Source organism: Polaribacter litoreus (assembly GCF_054584775.1).
Window position 1 is genome coordinate 67678 of sequence record NZ_JBTLRD010000015.1, and the last position, 18859, is coordinate 86536.

Here is an 18859-nt window from a genome sequence, read left to right on the forward strand (position 1 = left end):
TAAATAGGCATTATGTTTAAAAATATCGATAATTCAATACCAGGAGTATCAAGCAAACAGATTATAACGTTAGAAGAAATTATAGATGGTAAATTACCATCTGATTATATAGAGTTCTTAAAACAATATGGATTCGTTTCTTTAAAAGGAAGAGATATATTTGGTTTGGGTAATAAAAAGTTTTTTAATGCATTAAAAAAAACTAAAGAGTTGCAAGATAATTTTTGCTTGAAAAAAAACTTCATTGTTTTAGAAGATGTTGGGACAGATTCTATGTATTTGGTTTTAAATACATCAAATAGCTCTGTATATGAATGGATTCCTTCTGGAAAAATGAAAAAAATATACGATTCTTTTAAAGATTATGTGGAAAACGATTTTTAATTACAGTCATATTACTTTTTATGTTTTTAGGGGTAATAATAACTCTTACTTGGAATAAGAATAACAAGAGGTTAATTACACAATTTTATAAAATTTTATAAAGTTGTTTGTAAAAATATATTCAAAGTTAATTGCCTTTTTATTGTTTTTCAATTCTTTTTTAAGAAACATTTTACTATTGTGAAAAAGAAATATAAACAGGCATTTTATATGAGGTTAAAAAGAAATGGGTAATTAAAAAATCAGATTGATATGATTAATTTTTTAGAAAATGGAGAGATTATTAATATAAGATCTACAAAATTAGCAAATAAATCACAGATAGAAAGTTCGATAGGATTTTCGTAAGTAGACTAGAACCAATAATTAATTTTATACGATTTAAGTTTGTCTTTTAATAAATTTGATATCTAATCAGAAAAAATTAAGTATAAACAGTTAATAGTTGAACAACCCAATATTAATAAAATGGCCAAAATTTTACAGTACATCCTATTCTATTTTACTGTACCTCGATGCGTTTTTAAATAATTCATTTTTCCTGGAACAAGGGACACTAGATTTTACATGTTGATAGTTATGGGATTCCATTATTGCACGAATCATATGACCTATGGCTTGTTTAATCCTGTTGTTTTTATCATTATCAATCTCATTTCCAAACTTTTCGATAAGCTTATCCCCAATTCCCTCTGCAGCTGGTCTATTAAAATCTGTCGCTAACCTCATTAATTCAAAAATTAATTCTGTTTGTAAATATTCCCAAACTCTTTTACCAAGATTAGTTTCATAAAAGTCACTGAATCCCTTCGGATCATAAATTATATTTTTCATAATTATATATTTATTTAAATTAAATATATCAAATATACATATATCTAAAATAAAGTAAAAGAAATATCTTGATTATTTTTTTATAAATTTTTTTTCATAAATTGGAGTGTGTAAAAAATGATAAAGAATTCTTAATAATACTTTTATTGCTTAAATATATCCCCAGATATCTAAATTAATTGTAAACTTAATTTTTTAGACTTTAATGTGAATTAATATTTGTATTTATCATTTACTCCGGCGGGTTGTTTTATTATTGTTGCCAACGTGTTATATAGTTTGTTTTGAGCATAGTTGTAAGGCTATCTAGCTTAAGTTTAGTGTTTTAATATTTTATGGGTACTTGTGTTTTACAGGTTGTATTTTCGCAAAATCAAACATAACTATAAAAGTAATTTTAAATACTGTTTTCATAAAACACAAAACTTTCCAAAGCTATATTAACATAATGTGTAGTTATAAGTAAATTAATTAACTTATTTAAAAACAATCAATCAGTAAAAGCTTTTAAAATAAAATCCAAACTAAACTTTTTACATTTCGGACAATAATTATTGTGTTCGTTTAGGAACATGTCAAAATTTTGGTAGGTATTTCCACTTTTATTTTTACCTTTCAAAGCATCTTCAAAATAATAGAGATAATGATTAGTGTCTTTTTGTTTAAAGTAGTTCACATTTCTAAATTTTCCTGATTTTTTATGGATAGCAGGCACAGGATTATTAACAGTAAAATCCATCATATTTCCACCAAAATTAAAATCTTTTTCAAAATCACAGTGGGTACATGTTGCTTTAATAAGGTTTCCCATAATTTTTTAAAATAAAAATAGTGAATAATTCCCAAAGCTAAGTTACATAATGCGCAGTGATAAGCAAATGCATTCACTTTTCTTTAGTAATTCATAAATTCAAATGTATCACTAAAATAGGGCAATATTGCATATCGCGATACACGATAAAACAGAACTAAATTATAGGTTATCAATCAATTTATCATTAATATTGCATATCGCGATACGCAATATGTAATAGTATGAAAGCACAAAATAAGTATTTAAAACCACAGGATGTATTAATGTTACTCAAAATAGTTAGTGACAATAATGCTTCTTGGAATCAAAAGCCAATTGCAGAAGCTTTGGGGTTAAGTCAGTCAGAGATTAGTGAGGCAGTTTCAAGATGTAAATATGCCGGTTTATTAGACCCAAAGGGTAAAACCGTAATGAAACAATCATTATTAGAATTAGTACAATATGGGTTACGTTATGTGTTTCCTCAAAAACCTGGTGCTGTAGTTCGTGGTTTACCAACTTCACATTCAGCAGCACCGTTAAAAAATAAAATTGAAAGTACAGAGCGTTATGTTTGGCCTTATGCAAAAGGAACAGTCAGAGGGCAAAGTATAATTCCATTGTATCCATCTGTACCAGAAGCTGCTTTAAAAGATGCTAAGTTGTACGAATTATTAGCTTTGGTAGATGCGCTACGAGTGGGTAGAGCTAGAGAAAAAGAATTGGCTAATTTAGAACTTAAAGTACGTTTTGGTTTTGGAAAATAGAATTATCAATATCGCTGTAGTGGCTGAAGTTTCTGCTGCGTTAAAAACAATAGAGGTTCAGATTATAGAACAAGCCACGATATAGAGGATATTATCTATGTTTTAGACAATAGAACAACGATTGTATCGGAAATTAAAAATGCGCAAAAAGTGATCAAAGAATTTCTAATCCAACAAATAGGTATAATGATAGAGTTAGGTATATTAGAAGAGGTTGTAATGACACATATTCATCCTTTAATGATAGAAGAACGCATGCCAGTTGTACTAGAGAAAATTGAAAACATACTTGAAAAAGAAAACGAATAGTATTGCGTAATTATTGCTTTAAAACACTCCAAAGCTAAGTTACATAATGCGCAGTGATAGCCAAATTTAAGGTTTATAATTATATTACTTAGATAATTAATTTCCATTTTACAGGTAATAAAGAGAAATGTTTATATTTATTGTTTAATATTTTAATGTGCATATAAACTCTAAATCCATAGCTGTACTACCATTTGTCAATATGAGCAATGATATTGAGAACGACTATTTCTGCGATGGTATAACTGAAGAAATTATAAATGCATTGACGACGGTAAACGGTTTAAAAGTAATTGCAAGAACCTCGTCTTTTGCCTTCAAAGGAAAGGATATTGATATTAGAAAAATTGGTGAACAATTGGGCGTCAATACCATTCTTGAAGGAAGTGTAAAGAAATCTCAAGATAAGGTTAGAATAACAGCTCAATTAATAGATGTGAGTGATGGCATTCATTATTGGTCCAAAAAATATGATAGAGACTTAGTAAACATTTTCGACTTAGAAGACGAAATTAGTTTGGCGATTGCAGATGAAATCCGAAACAATTTCGGACATTTTGAAATACAAGACCATTTGATAAAGCAACCAACAGATAATATTGAAGCCTATCAATTGTTTTTAAAAGGACGCTCGTTACAATTAAAATGGACCCCAGCAAGTATAAAAGAAGCAATTGCATTTTACAACAAAGCCATTGCGCTCGATAAGAATTATGCAAAAGCTTACTATGCCAATTTGCAATGCTATGGCTTATTGGCAATGTGGGGCTATATGCCCTATCAAGAAGCGATGGATTTAGCAATAAGCAACTTGCTAATTGCTAAGGAAATAGATACCTCTTTACCAGAATATCCATTATCTTTTGTAGGTAAGTTTTTCTGGGAAGAATGGGATTTTAAAAATGCTTACCTACATATAAATAAAGTATTAGAGATAAACCCAAATCACATAGATGGTTTAGAAGCGATGGCAGAATTATGTATTGCTCTCGGTATTTTTGATGTTGCTTTACAATATGCCAACAAATTATTAGAGGTAGATCCGCTTTCGGCGAACAATCATTACACCTTAGCTCATATTTACTACTATCAACGTCAATTTGATAGAGCACTAAAAACAATAGACTATGCGTTAACGTTGAACCCTCAACTAGAATTGGCACATCATTTAAAATGTTTTTGTTTGATATGGTTGAATGACATTGAGCAGTTTAACTTGTTTATTCAGAATACCTCATTAATTGAAGAAAAAAACCTATTGTTTAACCTCATTAATAAAAAGGATTCGGAAATAATAAATGATGATATTTCAAAATGGTCTAAAGGAGACAATGAATTAACAATGTTAGTTCCTTACGATATATTTATTTTATGTAATTCAAACCATAAAGAACTTGGTTTTTCTCGCTTAAAAGAAATGGTAAGTCTAAGACGAGGTCAAGTAATCAACTTTAGGCAAGAACCTTTTTTACAGCCATTGCATAACTTCAAAGAATTTTCAGAACTGAATCAGTCAAATTTAGTTGTAGAAGATGTGAAACCCCTTCAACTAGCGCAAGAAGAATCATCTTCAATTCTATTGGATAATCAACAAATAGAAGGCCTTAAAGTAGAACTGCTCTCTTATTTTAAGGAAGACGAACCGTATTTAAATCCCCAATTAACATTAAAATTTGTAGCAAATGTTTTAGGGTTAAATACAAATAAAATGTCTTATTTAGTTAACCAAGCATTTGATGTTAATTTCAATGACTTTGTAAATTCGTATCGTTTAAATCATTTTAAAAACATAGCTTTAGATCCTAAAAATGCACACCTCACTATTCTTGGATTGGCTTATGATAGTGGCTTTAATTCTAAAAGTGTATTTAATACCTACTTCAAAAAAACAGAGGGTATTACCCCTAAAGCTTGGTTAAAAGCCAATTCGTAGCAAATCTTAATCAGTTCGTTTCAAATTATAATTCAGAACGATTGCTTTAGTTATCTGATGAATCTTTGCATCATCTTTTAATTAAAAATCAAAAAACGAACAGTTATGACAACTTTACACAAATTTTTAGTAGCACTTATGGTAACTACCATTATACTTTTTACATCTTGTTCAAAAGATGATGATAACAACACACCACCAAACAATTACACAACGGTTGAAAATTTACTAACTGAAATTGATTTTCAAGGGTATGCCATTGTAACTAAAAACGGAAACGATTTAGTGAGACAAGGATTTGGAATAGCAAACCAAACCACAGCGTTGGCACAAGATTACAATCTCGGTTATCGCATCGGGTCAGTGAGCAAAACATTAACCGCAGCTGGCATTGTCCAATTAAAACGTGATGGCTTAATCAATAGTTTTAATCAAACTTTAGATGAATTTGACCCTGAATTTCCAAACGGTAGTCAAATTAGTATTGCACAATTATTATCGCATCAATCGGGTATTCCAAATTATCAACTGATCGCTGAGGAAGCCCACGAACAAGGAGAAACTTTGGATGAAGAAGATATATATGAAGTAATTAAAGAATTAGTTACTGAAAATGGTCTCGATTTTACACCAGGTTCAGGTAAACAATACAGCAACTCAAACTTTCTTATTGCTGCTTTATTAATTCAAGAAACATCTCAAATGTCTTACCACGACTATATTCAACAAAAAATATTGACACCTTTACAAATGACGGCTACTTATAAGGGCACAAATATAGTAGATGAAAACACACACGCTCAAGGCTATTTAAATGGTAGTGCGAATAGCACCTACCCAATGCCAATCGCTTTTGGTGCAGGCGATTTTAGTAGTTCCCCAAAAGATATGGAAACTTGGATAAATGCTGTAAAAACAAGTTGGTTTTCAGAGGCTGAAAAGGCCGAAATATTTACTCAAAACGTACCAACTGGTTATACAGATTTTGGCTTGGGTTGGTTTACCACCCAAGAAGGAAATACAACAATGTATTGGCACGGTGGTGATATTAATGGCTATTGGAGTATGATTGGTTTTATTCCGGAATTTGATGCTACAATTGTACTATTAAGCAATCAACAAGACGATACAGGTATGCAACGCAATACCATTATTGAGCAATTATTAACAAATGAGTTTAATTAAAATCATAGTAAACTTATAGTAATGAAACATACCAACATATTATTAGCAGGAGCTACAGGGTATTTGGGTAGTTATTTGTTGAAAGCATTAATCGAAAATCAAAATCAAGTTCTTGCCATTGTACGAAATCCAAATAAACTAAAAAATAATAACGAAAATTTTTTAGAGGTTAAACAAGCAGAGGTTACAAAACCTGACACCCTACGTGATATTTGCAAAGGTATAGATACAGTAATATCTACCATTGGTATTACCAGACAAAAGGACAGTTTAACCTATATGGATGTTGATTATCTGGCGAATATGAATTTACTTGAAGAAGCTAAAAAGGCAGGTGTAAAGCATTTTGTTTATGTTTCCGCAATCAACGGAGACAAATACCGACAACTGAAAATTTTTGAAGCCAAAGAAAAATTTGTTGATGCCTTAAAAGCTTCAGGATTAAACTATACCATAGTAAGACCCAACGGTTTTTTCTCGGATATGAAAGATTTTTTGCATATGGCTAAATCTGGTCGTGTGTATTTGTTTGGATCGGGTCATCAAAAATTTAACCCAATTCACGGTAAAGATTTGGCAACATTTATTGTGGACAATGTAGAGGAAACCAATAAAGAATTAACCATAGGAGGTCCAGATGTGTTAAGTTTGAATGACATTAGTGAATTAGCTTTAAATGCATTAAACAAACCCATAAAAATCATTCATTTACCAGATTGGATGCGAAAACTAACTATTTGGAGTTTGAGAACCTTTACCAGTGTAAAAACCTATGGGCCAATTGAGTTTTTCTTAACCCTTATGGCAGAGGATAATATAGCACCAACTTACGGAGCGCACCATTTAAAGGATTTTTATTTTCAAGAAGTTAAAACGATTTAAGTATAGTAAAATATCAAAATGAAATTATATCAAAGAGTCGCCCTAATTATTATTGTTGCCTACTGTATATTTCACATACTGGTTTTTTTTCAAATCATTCCATACACTATAGTTTGGGGTGGTAAAATAAAATCTATTTCAGAAATGTATATTTTGGAAGGTGTGGCATTACTTATAATGTTGTTTATAGGAGCAGTCGTTTCTATGGAAAGCAGACTGGTAAAAACAATTTTTACAGCTAAAACCATAAAAAGAATACTATTGATTTTTGCAGTTTTTTTTATCTTAAACACCATTGGTAATCTTTTAGCAGAAACCATAATTGAAAAATGTCAGGCTATCGTAACCTTATATTTAGCTATAGTATTTTATAAATCATCAAAATAAATGAAGACTCTATGAAAGCACCCAACCCAAACACCCTATTTCCGTTACCCAATTATAAAAAACTTTGTTTTTTAAAGAATTTGATTAACAATCCAAATATCATAGTAGGTGACTATACGTATTACGATGATTTTGAAGAGGTGTCAAATTTTGAGAAAAACGTAAAATACCATTTTGATTTTAGAGGTGATAAGCTCATTATTGGTAAATTTTGCATGATTGCTTCAGATGTTACATTTATTATGAATGGTGGCAATCATATAACAGAAGCCACATCTGCTTACCCATTTGCTATTTTTGGTGGTGCGTGGCAAGATGCTATGAAAGGCAAAACCTATCCAACAAAAGGCGATACTATAATTGGTAATGATGTATGGATTGGTTACGATGCTACCATTATGCCTGGTGTTCACATTGGTGATGGAGCAATAATAGCAACAAAAGCAGTAGTTACAAAAGACGTAGCACCTTATACCATTGTTGGTGGTAATCCTGCGATACCTATTAAAAAACGTTTTTCTGAAGTTACCATTTCAAAACTATTACAGTTAAAATGGTGGGAATGGGATATTGAAAAAATTACTCAAAACATAGAAAAACTAACTTCTCATCCCGAAGCATTGTTTTAAAATAAAATCTAAGAACTAAACGCATAAAAGGCTTAACAATATATCTGTTAAGCCTTTTTCTTTTGGTAAAATACATTAGTACTAAATAACAAAAAGGTTTCAAATTATAATTCAAAACGATTGCCCTTAAAATTCAGTGAATCTTTGCAACATCAAATTATAAATCAAAAAACGAACAATTAAAAAACATTAAAATGAAAAAACTAGTATTCATCTGCCTAACACTTTGTACACTAAATGTGTTTGCACAAAGTAACAACGTATCTTTGAAAAATAAGGATTCAGATTTTAAATACAGAGTCAGCTTTCCTGCCATTATCTTGGGTAACATTGGTAAAGCTGGGGAAAGAACCAATACCAAACATATCGAATTTCACGTAAAGCGTGAATTAGATACGAAAAATATCATAGGTGTAAAATTCGCTACTTGGCGTTTATTTCAGCCTATGGGTATCCAATGGTGGGATGGTCTTTTAGATAAAATAGATACGGAAACTGAATTTTATCCTGGATACTTACAGGAAACAGGAGTTGGTATTTCCTATCAGCGTATGCTTTGGAAAGGATTATTTGCTGCTGTAGAAGTATTACCACTTTATAAAACATACAAAGATTTAGACAACAAGAAAATCGCCAATGGTTTTAAACTCTACAACTCATACCATGTAGGTTATCACATTGCTTTTGGTAAAAAGAAACAATTTTTTATTGAGCCACAGGTTCATTGTAATGTATGGCATTTTGACACAAAAACACCGCAAGCATTTAAACAACTAGATAATAAATGGAAAAATCATTTTCTTTTTGAGCCAAACTTGTACATCGGCTTTAAATTTTAAGAAATATCTACAACCTTTAATCATCAACGTATAAAACAATTAAAAAAAACGAATATTTATGAAAACAATTGAAACACAAATCCGATTAAAAATGACATTTTTGGTCTTAATACTCATGTCATCACTAACGTTTGCACAAAACAATTCAACTATTGTAGAAACTTCAAAACGAGAAGGTTTTATCTTTGAATTTAGTCTAGGTGTTGGTGTTATTAGTGTTGAAGACAGCCAAGGTATTCAAACATTTGATACAGCGCAGGGAGCTATAAGTTTCCCTGAATTAAAATTTGGTTATATGTTAAATGATAAGTTGGCATTGACTTTATCTATGCCAGGTAATATATACGAATTTCAGGAGTATGACAGGCATTTCGGTGGTTTTATTCCCTCAGTACAATATTGGGTAAAAGACCGTTGGTGGGTTCACGGTGGTATAGGTTTAGCTATAGATTCACCCGCACTTTACGACATTAAAGACAATGTTAACGACGATTGGAATTTTGGATGTGCAGTTATGGCAAGTACAGGATATGAGTTTTATAAAAAGAAAAACTTTGCATTGAATGTACAGTCCAAATTGGTGATGGGTAGAGCATTTTTAGAAGGAGATGCACATAGAGATGCAGTAACTTTTAACATAGGTTTAGGGTTTAGTTGGTTTTAAAAATAAAACTAATTTTATAGTAATTTTTAAGGGTATAATAATGAACTAATTATGAAACAAAGTACAATACTAACACTATTAATTTTTATGTCTTTCGGTGCTTTTGGTCAGCAAGAAATTAAGAAGGATATTGCGCTATTATTAAATGCCGAACTACAAAACGAGAACATAAAAAGTGGTATTCTACAGGTGTATTCTGAAACTCGAGGAATCGATATACAATGGGCTGAAAGCAAAGAAGATTCTATTTCTATACAGAGGCCATTTTACACAGCTAGTGTTACCAAAATGCTTACAGCTACATCTATTGGTATTTTAAAAGATCAAAATAGATTAAATTTTGAAGACAACATCGCTCAATATTTAACAGATTCATTGATGAGTAATCTTCACGTTTTAGATGGTAAAGAGTATTCAAACGACCTCACTATAGCTCATTTATTACAACACACTTCTGGTTTACCAGATTATTTTACAGACGAAACTATTGATGGTAGCCCAAACGTTATCAATCAATTACTGGTCGATAGGAATAAGATTTGGGCACCTCAAGAATTGATTGAGTTTACTAAAGATAAAATGAAGCCTCATTTCAATCCTGGTCAAGGTTATCATTATACAGATACAGAGTATGTACTTTTAGCCTTGATTATTGAAAACGTAAGTGGTTTATCTTTAGATAAGTTCTTTAAGCAACACATTTTTCAACCTTTAAAGATGAATAGTTCCTACATCAACTTAAAATCTACAGCAATAGATAACAGTCTTCCTATGGTTAAATTCTATGCAAGTCAATATGAATTATCATCTCTCAAAAGCTTAAGTGCAGATTGGGGTGGAGGTGGACTGGTGTCTACCACACACGATTTAATTACTTTTTTAAAAGCTTTTAATAGCGATATCCTTGTAAAGAAAGATACACGTTTATCCATGCAAAACTGGGTGAATGAAACTAAAGGTATGAATTATGGCTTTGGTATTAGGCAAGTTTCTTTAGGTGAATTAACAGGTACAGACACTACTTTACAACTGATAGGGCATTCTGGAAGTACAGCATCTTTTTTATGGTATTGCCCACAATTAGATACTTATATTTCTGGATCTTTAAATCAACTAGAGGCTTCTAAGAGTGCAATGATTTTGGTTTATGATGTACTCAAAAGAATCGAAAATAAATAAAGCGATGAACACATTTCTAAAAGTTATAATTATTTATTTTATTGCACTATTATTATCAATTAACGGTTTGTTTGCACAGACATCAAACAAAATAAATTGGAAAGAAGATCTTAATATTTATAAAAAGTCTTTAGAACAAAAACATATAGACCTTTATCATACAGTACCTAAGGAAGAGTTTTTTAATGAATGGAATAAGATGTATAACAACGTTGATTCATTAACTGATTTTGAGATTATTCTTAAACTAATGCGCTTAACAAGACGAATAAATGATGGTCATACAGCTGTATCCTCAAGAAATATGGATACACATCGATTTCCTTTTGAAGTAGAATATATCGATAATCAATGGCGAGTAGTAAAAGCAATTAAAGAGCATAAAAGCTTATTGAAGGGATCATTAGTAGCTATTGATGATGTTCCTATCGAAGAGGTTTCAATCAAAGTCTCAGAAGTTGCACAATTTGTAGAGAATGAAAATTCAAAAGTGATAAGAACTGGTTCATATTTATCAATAAGTGAATTACTTTATAATCTGGATATAACTAAAAACAGAAATACTGCCGAATTTACTTTTTTAGATGATAATAATAAAGAAATAAAAATAACTTTAGAAGCATTAGATAAATCTACTGTAGATAAAAAGAATTTTACAGAATTAAATATTGGCGTTCCAGAGATAGTAAAACCAGACAAACCTATGTTCGATTATTTATGGTATGCACCTATTAAGAACACAGAAGCTGTTTATCTTAACTTTGAAAGTTATCCAAGTTTTGATGATATGCAAGTTTTTGGCGAAAAGCTAGTAAGGTATATCACTATAAATAACAAACATAAAATTATTATAGACATGCGAAACAATGGTGGTGGCGATTTATATGTGGGTGTAGTTTTAGCGTATGCACTTAACCTTGCGGATTCAATAGATTGGAAAAATGGTGTATTTGTTTTAACAAGTAACAAAACCTTTTCAGCAGCCACAAGTAATGCAGCGCTCTTTAAGCAATTGTTAAATGCTAAAATTGTCGGTCAAGCCACTGGGTCAAATCCCACAGGATATCAAGATATGGATAGTTTTACTTTACCGAATTCAAAATTGGTAATCACCTATTCAAAGAGAAAATTCAATTTATCAAGTAAAGCAAAACAAGGTATTCAACCAGATATATCTTTGTTTTATAATTGGAATGACTATAAAAATGGAAAAGACACTATTATACAATGGATAGTCAATAATATAAAATAAACTGATTTTAAAGGTCAACGTAAATTATTTTTAAGTACAACCATGATAACAATTTCCCCACAACACAAAATCCAGTTTATTTTAAAAACGCGTTTATTATTTTCAGCAGTATTTTAAAAAAAAAAGCCTCTGCCTTTTGTGTTGTAAGTTTATCTTGAGCGCAGTCGAAAGGCCCGCCAATACAAGTTTAGCGTTTTAATATTCTAGAGGTACTTGCATTTTAAAGCTTGTATTTTCGCACACTCAAACACAACTATAAAAAGCAATCTTTGCTATTGTTTTCATAAAACACAAAACTCCCCAAAGCTAAGTTACATAATGCGCAGTTATAGGTACATTCATTCACTTTCTGCCCTATAACGCCATTATGTAAAATAGCCACATAGCCAACGCTCAATTAAATCTTCTAAATAAAATTTGTGGCTATTCATGAACTCCCGTAAAAACAGAAAAGTCATGAACTAAATAGCCGATTTCCAACGCGCAAATAGTTACTGTCAATAATAATTAGGCTATTCATGAACACCTGTAAAATAGAAAAGTTGCGAACTAAATAGCGGCGCACGCGGCTTAAATTTGTAGTTATAAATGTTATTCGCCGTTATTCATGAACACCCGTAAAAATAAAAAAGTCGTGAACTAAATAGCCGCTCATCCAACGCGCAAATCCGTGAGTAAAATCTATCACTTATCTCATTCAAGCTGCACAAAACCATCGCTAAGCCTGTGCCGAACTCGATTCGGCATCCATTTCATCCGCTTATCTCAAGTCTTTGTTTGTTTCATTTCGCTAAGCAATAAATTTTTATTAAAAAAACGAACGAACAACCTAATCACCATAAAATTATGCATGTGAGTGTTTATAGATTAAAATTCACATCGTAAAATTATAAAGTGTAGTTACAATCTAACCTGACCTATTTTGTTTTTTGTAAGAATTTAATTTTTATGAAACGGTAAGAATCCAAAGAGCTTGCGGTCTGGATTCGTTAGTGGAATAGAAAGTAAAATTCAATAAAAACAAAAGTGAGTCTTGATTTTTTGTTTCGTTTTTCATCAAGGAAAAATGAAAAGAATAAAAAGAGTGTTCTATTTATCTCAAGTATTTGTTTGTTTCATTTCGCTAAGTAATAAATTTTAGTCCACTTTCCCCACCGGATCGAACGTTAAGAAACAGTCTAGTAGACTGTTTTAGTGAAGAGGCCAGCTTGTCGCGTTGTTAAGGTGTAGGTTACAGCAATTAGTAATGTTTGCCATGTGCCTGTGGTAGTTTCATTACATTCATTCAAGACACCTCAATGCTTCCTTGCATCCAGCAACTTCGGTTTCCTTTCTCTCATTCCATTCAATCACCTCAACACCGCGCATAAAAAAAGAACGTTTTTACTCAAAACGTCCTTTATTTATTTTTCCCACATACCAGTTAAAGCATATAATTTTAGGAAGTATTTTAGAGTTAATTTGCCAAGATTAAGGTAAAAAACAGAGGCATAATTGTTTTAAGTCGAGTATTTTTAACGCAAATATTGGCAAATTAAAATGAAAGAGGAGTAACATTATATGCTTTAAATGGTATTTCTACAACATCACTAATTACCTCCACCTACGCACGTTGCCCCATTAGTTAGTTATTACATTTTAAAATTTGATAAAAAAGAAAAACAGCAAAAAGCCAGCAAAACTAAATGGCTTTTCTAAATGTTGTACTCATTTCAGCACCTCTTCACTTTAAGAATATCTCTACATAAAATCGAAACTTTCCATTTCCTAATCCAACGATATAAGCCTATAAAGGTCAAGCCCTATGGGTTTTGATGTTTTTTTTAAAAGACCATAGACTGCACATTTTTCAACTAACAGCAAATAGCTAATAGCCAACAGCTATCCAAAAAAAACACCAAAAACCTTGATAGGCTTTCCACGCCATTTTTTACGTCAGCTTTCTTTTTGCTGTTTTCCTTTTCAAAATTTTTTGGTCAAAAATTGATAGGGGCAGCTCGGAAATTTTAATCAAAAAAATATATAATCATGAAAAATTTTCAAATCAAGACCCATCAAGTTGGACGTACTTATCAAAAGCCTCATTTCTTTATCCTCAATAAGGGGCTAAACTCTGGTAAACCTTTTACAGCGCCTGTCAGAAATTCGTTTGTGGTATCTACAGAAACCATAGAGCAAAAAGAGGCACTCTTTCATTTGTCTTATATGCTTTTAGAGGCTAAATGCTATCGTTTTTATTTAAAAGGTTCTGTTATTCCTTTTATTTACATCGCCGATGTTAAGAATTTATTGATCAAAAATAGCAGGTATTTTGGTCAAGAAGATTTTCAAACCAAGCTAAAGGCACTTAAAAAAGTCGAGAAATTAGAAGAGGTGCAAGCCCAAAAACTCAAGGCTATCAAAGAATTAAAAACAGTATTACTCAGATCTTGTAAATTAGAAAGGTAAAACAAAAGCCCAATAGTAAAATTGGGCTTCAATTTATCAAAAGGTTACTGTTTTGGTTTGGTAATTTTCTTCAAAAAATAGGTAACTAAAAAACTAACAGTGGCTCCAATAATCGCAAGTAAAATAGTATGCAATATATCTTGACTTAACAATCCAGGGCTAATACTGAGTAATGTTCCTGAAGCAGTACCTATCGTTAATTGTGAGTTTTTCATGGAGCATGCTCTTTTTTAGTTTGATGTTGCACTTCTTTGGCATCACTCACTACTGCTTGACTCACAGCTGTTGCAACTGTTCCTGCAACAGTCATATAAGTTGCTACAGTTATTAAGCTGGCAGGTATGGCAACAGGTGCAGCAATAATTGCACCACCTGCTGTGGCTAATGCAATACCAATATTTCTAAGTATTCTGAAAAATTTAGGTGTCGGTTTTTGATAACGTTCTACAATATTCATAATATAATGTGTTTTTTTAGTCCAATTAGTTCCCTTCCCTTAGGGAAGGGCTAGGGATGGGCTTTTTTGATGATGAATTGAATTTTCTCTTTTCGGTCTTTTGCTTGATATACTTTTGATAGTAGCTTTTGCATAGCATTCCTAGAATAAGTACCTCTACCAATACCACTCAAATATGTTACTGGAGCAATACACCCTAACAACTCTTTGTTAGCATGATTAGCGGGATGAAACAATATAAAACTCCGACCTTTTACATTTTTTATTATCAAATGATGTTGATACTTCTTTGAAAATCGTGTTTGAATTTCATAATTTCCTTCAGGGATGCAAGAAATATTTCGTTTATTATGGTTCCAGGGAAGTTCAATAGTAAAACAGAAAAATTTACCATTAATAAAGAGAGTACCATTGGTACCCTCCTTGAAATAACTTCTATGCAAGTGCATTTTCATTCCTAAACTTTATCAGCAATAATTACAGATAAGGCATTGTAAGCACCGTTTTTTAAGGAATACATTTGCCCATTTACTTCTTGATAAAATTCTATACCCAATACTTGTAGTACAGGTAGCGTGCTGTTTGCTGGCAAACTTGCAGATAAAGCAATAGCAGCAGTATTTGCAGCTGTATAAGGTAGAATTACGGTTTCATCACTTTCAAAAGTGGAGCTCTCATTTTCGAAATCCAATTCAGCAGCTCCCATTACTACTTTAAAATGGGTGGTTCCTGCAGGTGCAGCAATTCGCACTGTGGGAGAAAATGCAGCTAAATCTGCAGTAGCATCTCCAGCAACTCGATCAAAAGCATTTACAAAAGGTGCAAATAGGGTAGAGCCTAATTTACCATTCAAGTTAAAATCAAAACCAAGAAGCAATTCTAAATTACCATCTTGTAGGGTTCTTAAGCCTCTTTCGTTAGTAGTATCCGTTTTGGTAATTGCTACTAAAGCTTTGGTTAATCTAGAAACCACTCTTTTGTCTTTTGCATTTTGCAAGAGTAATCGAATTGCATTTCTTATTATTTTACCTCCTTTTCCAGCTCTACCAAATTCAGAGCCATTTTCACGCGTTCTTTGAAATGCAGGATCATTTGCAATTCGTTGTCCATCAACACCTCCTTTTTCACGGGCTAGGTGTCCATCTACAGTTTTATAAAAGGAAATACCTCCAATAGTTCCTTTCAGTTTAATAATTCCAGTTTGTTTTGCCATAAGTTCTAAATTTTAAAAGGTTATACTTCAAATATTTAGAATTTTTATCTTCTAAAGAAAAATCAAAAGTCAAGGTGTCACTCAACGTCATAAATGACTTAAAAAGGAGTTGTTATTCATCAATTTAGGTGTAATAATTAGTATATTACGAGAGTATAGTTAGCGTATAGCATAAGTATAGATAGTTTATGAAAAAAGGATTGCAAAGGGTGTGTATTTATCCAAAGGATGTACAAATCATTACTGGCAAAAGTTATCGACAAAGCGTGCGACTGTTTCATAAAATAAAGGATGAATTCAATAAAACTCAAAAAGAATTCCTCACTATTGATGAGTTTTGTGAATATACAGGCATCAAATATGAACAAGTATCGCACCTTATTATCAACTAAAATTCACCTATTTTTTAGTAAACTGTCGCTTACACTTAATTAACTAGTTCATTTTATAGTACGATTTATTTATATTATGTTGGTAAAAACTAACATTAAATAGGTTTTAAATATATAATGATAGTAAAAACTATCAAATAACATCTATTGTGTTATTATAATTATTATATTTGTTAGCAGAAACTAACATTAACTATCATATAATTGATTAAAGATGGCAAATACTAACATTAACTTTGCTAGTTTATCAGATGCTAGAATCATAGCTCGAATAGGAGACTTTGTAAAACATACTCGTATTCAGCAAAACAAAACCCAAGAACAACTAGCTACAGCATCAGGTTTAAATAGATATACCATAAGTAAAATAGAAAATGGTGAGTCAATTACTTTGTCTAGTTTAATTCAAATCTTACGTTCTTTGCAGCAGCTTCATTTATTAGAAAACTTTCATTTTATAGAACAGATCAGTCCTTTAGAATATGCAAAGCTCAAAAAGAAGCAACAAAAAGAGCGTGTACGTAATAAGTCTAATAACAAAGAAGAAAAAGATTTAGGATGGTAGATGTAGCAGAAGTAAAAATTTGGGGTGTATTAGCAGGTGCAGTTCGTTGGGATGAAGAACAACAACTGGGTTACTTTCAATACGATCCTAATTTTATTGAAAAAGGATGGGATTTATCACCCATAAAAATGCCCATCACTAATGGTAATACTATTTACAGTTTTCCTGAATTACGAAAGGGAAGAAATGAAACAGAAGATACTTTTAAAGGGTTACCAGGGCTTTTAGCAGACGCATTACCAGATAAGTATGGTAATCGCTTAATTAACGTTTGGTTAGCAAAACAAGGTCGTCCAGAAAATAGTATGAACCCAGTAGAAAAGTTATGTTTTATTGGTAGAAGAGGTATGGGGGCACTAGAGTTTGAACCAGCTCAAATTAAAACCAATAAAAATACATTTTCATTAGAATTGGATAGCTTAATAGATGTTGCTAAAAAGATGCTTAATGAAAGAGAAAGTTTTCTTACAAATATTGATAAAGACGAAGAAAAGGCGATGCAAGATATTCTTAAAATTGGAACTTCTGCAGGTGGTGCAAGACCTAAAGCAGTAATTGCATACAACCCAAAAACAAAAGAAATACGCTCTGGACAAAGCAATGTACCAAAAGGTTTTGAGCATTGGCTAATCAAATTAGATGGGGTAAGTGGTGCACAATTTGGTGAAAGTACGGGTTGGGGTAGAGTAGAGTATGCTTATTATTTAATGGCTAAAGCTTGTGGTATCAATATTAGTGAATGTGAATTACTTGAGGAAAATGGAAGAGCTCATTTTATCACCAAACGATTTGATAGAGAGGGTAATACAAAGCACCATATTCAATCGTTTTGTGGAATACAACATTATGATTTTAATGATATGTATGGTTTTAGTTACGAGCAGCTTTTTCAAACCATGAGACTTTTGAGACTAACCTATCCAGAAGCTGAAGAAATTTTTCGTAGAATGGTATTTAATGTTTTGGCTACAAACTATGACGATCACACCAAAAACTTTTCTTTTCTACTGAAACAAAATGAAAGCTGGTCATTGGCTCCTGCCTATGATTTATGTTTTTCTTTTGATGAAACCAATCACTGGGTAAGTAAACAAACACTAAGTGTTAATGGTAAAAGGTTGGATATCACTAAAGAGGATTTAATGACCATTGCTAAAGATAATAACATTAAAAAAGGGAAACAGATTATTGAAGAGGTGAATTCAGTGGTTAGTAATTGGAAATCCTTTGCTAAAAAAGCAGGTGTTCGAAAAGATCTTACCCATAAAATTCAACAAAATTTAAATCTAATACATTAAAATTCTCTAAAAATTAGTTTAAAAACTGAACAGGTTTGCATTAAAAAATAACCAGATTTAGAACTCAAAAAAACAAGAAAAAAAAGTGGCTGCTTTTTTATATACATGTTCAATTTTTAGCTCAATATTTTGTATATTTAAATCATAAAATTTAATGGGTTTTGCTACAGAAAAACGGTGTCACATTAGGTGTCATTTTTCTGTTTTCTAATTATTATAAAATTGATAATAAGATAGTTAAGTTAGAGGTTCAATTCCCTCTTTCTCCGCTGATAGATTTTCAAAAATCATCAAAACCCTTTAAAACCTATGTTTTAAAGGGTTTTTTACTTTTCTAAGAATATCAAATAAAAGCTATATAATGGATCAAGTCCAAAAGTTGTGGGATTTTAAAATTAAGCATAAATATTTGTTAGTCTAAAAAGGAAGAATTCTATATTTCTAACCCC

Annotated in this window: 21 protein-coding genes; 15 read left to right on the forward strand and 6 right to left on the reverse strand. The window is 31.4% G+C overall.

Translation table 11 applies throughout. The annotated features are described in order from the left end of the window. Nucleotides 1-12: 12 nt before the first annotated feature. Entirely contained in the window at nucleotides 13-384 is a 372-nt protein-coding gene (locus ACW9UN_RS13430) for an SMI1/KNR4 family protein (RefSeq protein WP_459486813.1), read from the forward strand. Between the two features lie 492 nt (nucleotides 385-876). Here the strand turns inward: ACW9UN_RS13430 and ACW9UN_RS13435 are convergent, their stop codons facing one another. Continuing rightward, nucleotides 877-1218, reverse strand: a complete 342-nt coding sequence (locus ACW9UN_RS13435) for a hypothetical protein (protein WP_459486814.1) — start codon at nucleotides 1216-1218, stop codon at nucleotides 877-879. A 490-nt stretch (nucleotides 1219-1708) separates the two neighbouring features. After that, nucleotides 1709-2029 carry a hypothetical protein gene (locus ACW9UN_RS13440; protein ID WP_459486815.1) on the reverse strand — a complete coding sequence of 107 codons (321 nt, stop codon included), beginning with the start codon at nucleotides 2027-2029 and terminating at the stop codon, nucleotides 1709-1711. Between the two features lie 224 nt (nucleotides 2030-2253). On the opposite strand from ACW9UN_RS13440, the gene ACW9UN_RS13445 reads away from it, so the two are divergent. From ACW9UN_RS13445 to ACW9UN_RS13500, 12 genes are all read left to right on the forward strand, one after another. Then, nucleotides 2254-2778, forward strand: coding sequence for a hypothetical protein (locus ACW9UN_RS13445; RefSeq protein WP_459486816.1), 525 nt, complete (start codon nucleotides 2254-2256; stop codon nucleotides 2776-2778). Between the two features lie 186 nt (nucleotides 2779-2964). Further along, the gene (locus ACW9UN_RS13450; protein ID WP_459486817.1) at nucleotides 2965-3087 is read left to right on the forward strand and encodes a hypothetical protein; all 123 of its coding nucleotides are present in this window, start codon (nucleotides 2965-2967) and stop codon (nucleotides 3085-3087) included. A gap of 157 nt (nucleotides 3088-3244) precedes the next feature. Beyond that, complete coding sequence (locus tag ACW9UN_RS13455; RefSeq protein WP_518525017.1) at nucleotides 3245-5020, forward strand: helix-turn-helix domain-containing protein; 1776 nt, start codon at nucleotides 3245-3247, stop codon at nucleotides 5018-5020. A gap of 105 nt (nucleotides 5021-5125) precedes the next feature. After that, nucleotides 5126-6205, forward strand: coding sequence for a serine hydrolase domain-containing protein (locus tag ACW9UN_RS13460; protein WP_459486819.1), 1080 nt, complete (start codon nucleotides 5126-5128; stop codon nucleotides 6203-6205). 21 nt (nucleotides 6206-6226) lie between these two features. Next, nucleotides 6227-7087: an SDR family oxidoreductase gene (locus ACW9UN_RS13465; protein ID WP_459486820.1), complete on the forward strand. Its 861-nt coding sequence runs from the start codon at nucleotides 6227-6229 to the stop codon at nucleotides 7085-7087. An 18-nt stretch (nucleotides 7088-7105) separates the two neighbouring features. Beyond that, nucleotides 7106-7474: a hypothetical protein gene (locus tag ACW9UN_RS13470; RefSeq protein ID WP_459486821.1), complete on the forward strand. Its 369-nt coding sequence runs from the start codon at nucleotides 7106-7108 to the stop codon at nucleotides 7472-7474. An 11-nt stretch (nucleotides 7475-7485) separates the two neighbouring features. Continuing rightward, on the forward strand, nucleotides 7486-8103 hold the full coding sequence (locus ACW9UN_RS13475) for a CatB-related O-acetyltransferase (RefSeq protein WP_459486822.1): 618 nt from the start codon (nucleotides 7486-7488) through the stop codon (nucleotides 8101-8103). A gap of 194 nt (nucleotides 8104-8297) precedes the next feature. Continuing rightward, the gene (locus ACW9UN_RS13480) at nucleotides 8298-8942 is read left to right on the forward strand and encodes a hypothetical protein (protein ID WP_459486823.1); all 645 of its coding nucleotides are present in this window, start codon (nucleotides 8298-8300) and stop codon (nucleotides 8940-8942) included. A 58-nt stretch (nucleotides 8943-9000) separates the two neighbouring features. Beyond that, entirely contained in the window at nucleotides 9001-9606 is a 606-nt protein-coding gene (locus ACW9UN_RS13485; protein ID WP_459486824.1) for a hypothetical protein, read from the forward strand. 51 nt (nucleotides 9607-9657) lie between these two features. After that, the gene (locus ACW9UN_RS13490) at nucleotides 9658-10785 is read left to right on the forward strand and encodes a serine hydrolase domain-containing protein (RefSeq protein ID WP_459486825.1); all 1128 of its coding nucleotides are present in this window, start codon (nucleotides 9658-9660) and stop codon (nucleotides 10783-10785) included. Between the two features lie 4 nt (nucleotides 10786-10789). Next, nucleotides 10790-12037 carry a S41 family peptidase gene (locus ACW9UN_RS13495; RefSeq protein ID WP_459486826.1) on the forward strand — a complete coding sequence of 416 codons (1248 nt, stop codon included), beginning with the start codon at nucleotides 10790-10792 and terminating at the stop codon, nucleotides 12035-12037. Nucleotides 12038-14065: 2028 nt separating this feature from the next. Beyond that, entirely contained in the window at nucleotides 14066-14485 is a 420-nt protein-coding gene (locus ACW9UN_RS13500) for a DUF6943 family protein (protein ID WP_459486827.1), read from the forward strand. Nucleotides 14486-14529: 44 nt separating this feature from the next. Here the strand turns inward: ACW9UN_RS13500 and ACW9UN_RS13505 are convergent, their stop codons facing one another. Genes ACW9UN_RS13505 through ACW9UN_RS13520 form a run of 4 tightly spaced genes read right to left on the reverse strand, consistent with a single transcriptional unit; the run spans nucleotide 14530 to nucleotide 16155 of the window. Then, complete coding sequence (locus ACW9UN_RS13505; RefSeq protein WP_459486828.1) at nucleotides 14530-14700, reverse strand: hypothetical protein; 171 nt, start codon at nucleotides 14698-14700, stop codon at nucleotides 14530-14532. Then, nucleotides 14697-14942 carry a hypothetical protein gene (locus tag ACW9UN_RS13510; RefSeq protein ID WP_459486829.1) on the reverse strand — a complete coding sequence of 82 codons (246 nt, stop codon included), beginning with the start codon at nucleotides 14940-14942 and terminating at the stop codon, nucleotides 14697-14699. Before ACW9UN_RS13510 ends, ACW9UN_RS13505 begins: the two co-directional genes overlap by 4 nt. Nucleotides 14943-14992: 50 nt before the next feature. Beyond that, nucleotides 14993-15397, reverse strand: coding sequence for a DUF5675 family protein (locus tag ACW9UN_RS13515; RefSeq protein WP_459486830.1), 405 nt, complete (start codon nucleotides 15395-15397; stop codon nucleotides 14993-14995). Between the two features lie 2 nt (nucleotides 15398-15399). Then, nucleotides 15400-16155, reverse strand: coding sequence for a hypothetical protein (locus ACW9UN_RS13520; RefSeq protein WP_459486831.1), 756 nt, complete (start codon nucleotides 16153-16155; stop codon nucleotides 15400-15402). Nucleotides 16156-16761: 606 nt separating this feature from the next. Between ACW9UN_RS13520 and relB the strand changes: the two genes are divergently transcribed. Both relB and ACW9UN_RS13530 read left to right on the forward strand, forming a co-directional pair. Then, nucleotides 16762-17112: a type II toxin-antitoxin system RelB family anti-toxin gene (gene relB, locus ACW9UN_RS13525; RefSeq protein WP_459486832.1), complete on the forward strand. Its 351-nt coding sequence runs from the start codon at nucleotides 16762-16764 to the stop codon at nucleotides 17110-17112. After that, the gene (locus tag ACW9UN_RS13530) at nucleotides 17106-18410 is read left to right on the forward strand and encodes a type II toxin-antitoxin system HipA family toxin (RefSeq protein WP_459486833.1); all 1305 of its coding nucleotides are present in this window, start codon (nucleotides 17106-17108) and stop codon (nucleotides 18408-18410) included. Before relB ends, ACW9UN_RS13530 begins: the two co-directional genes overlap by 7 nt. The last annotated feature ends 449 nt before the right edge of the window (nucleotides 18411-18859 follow it).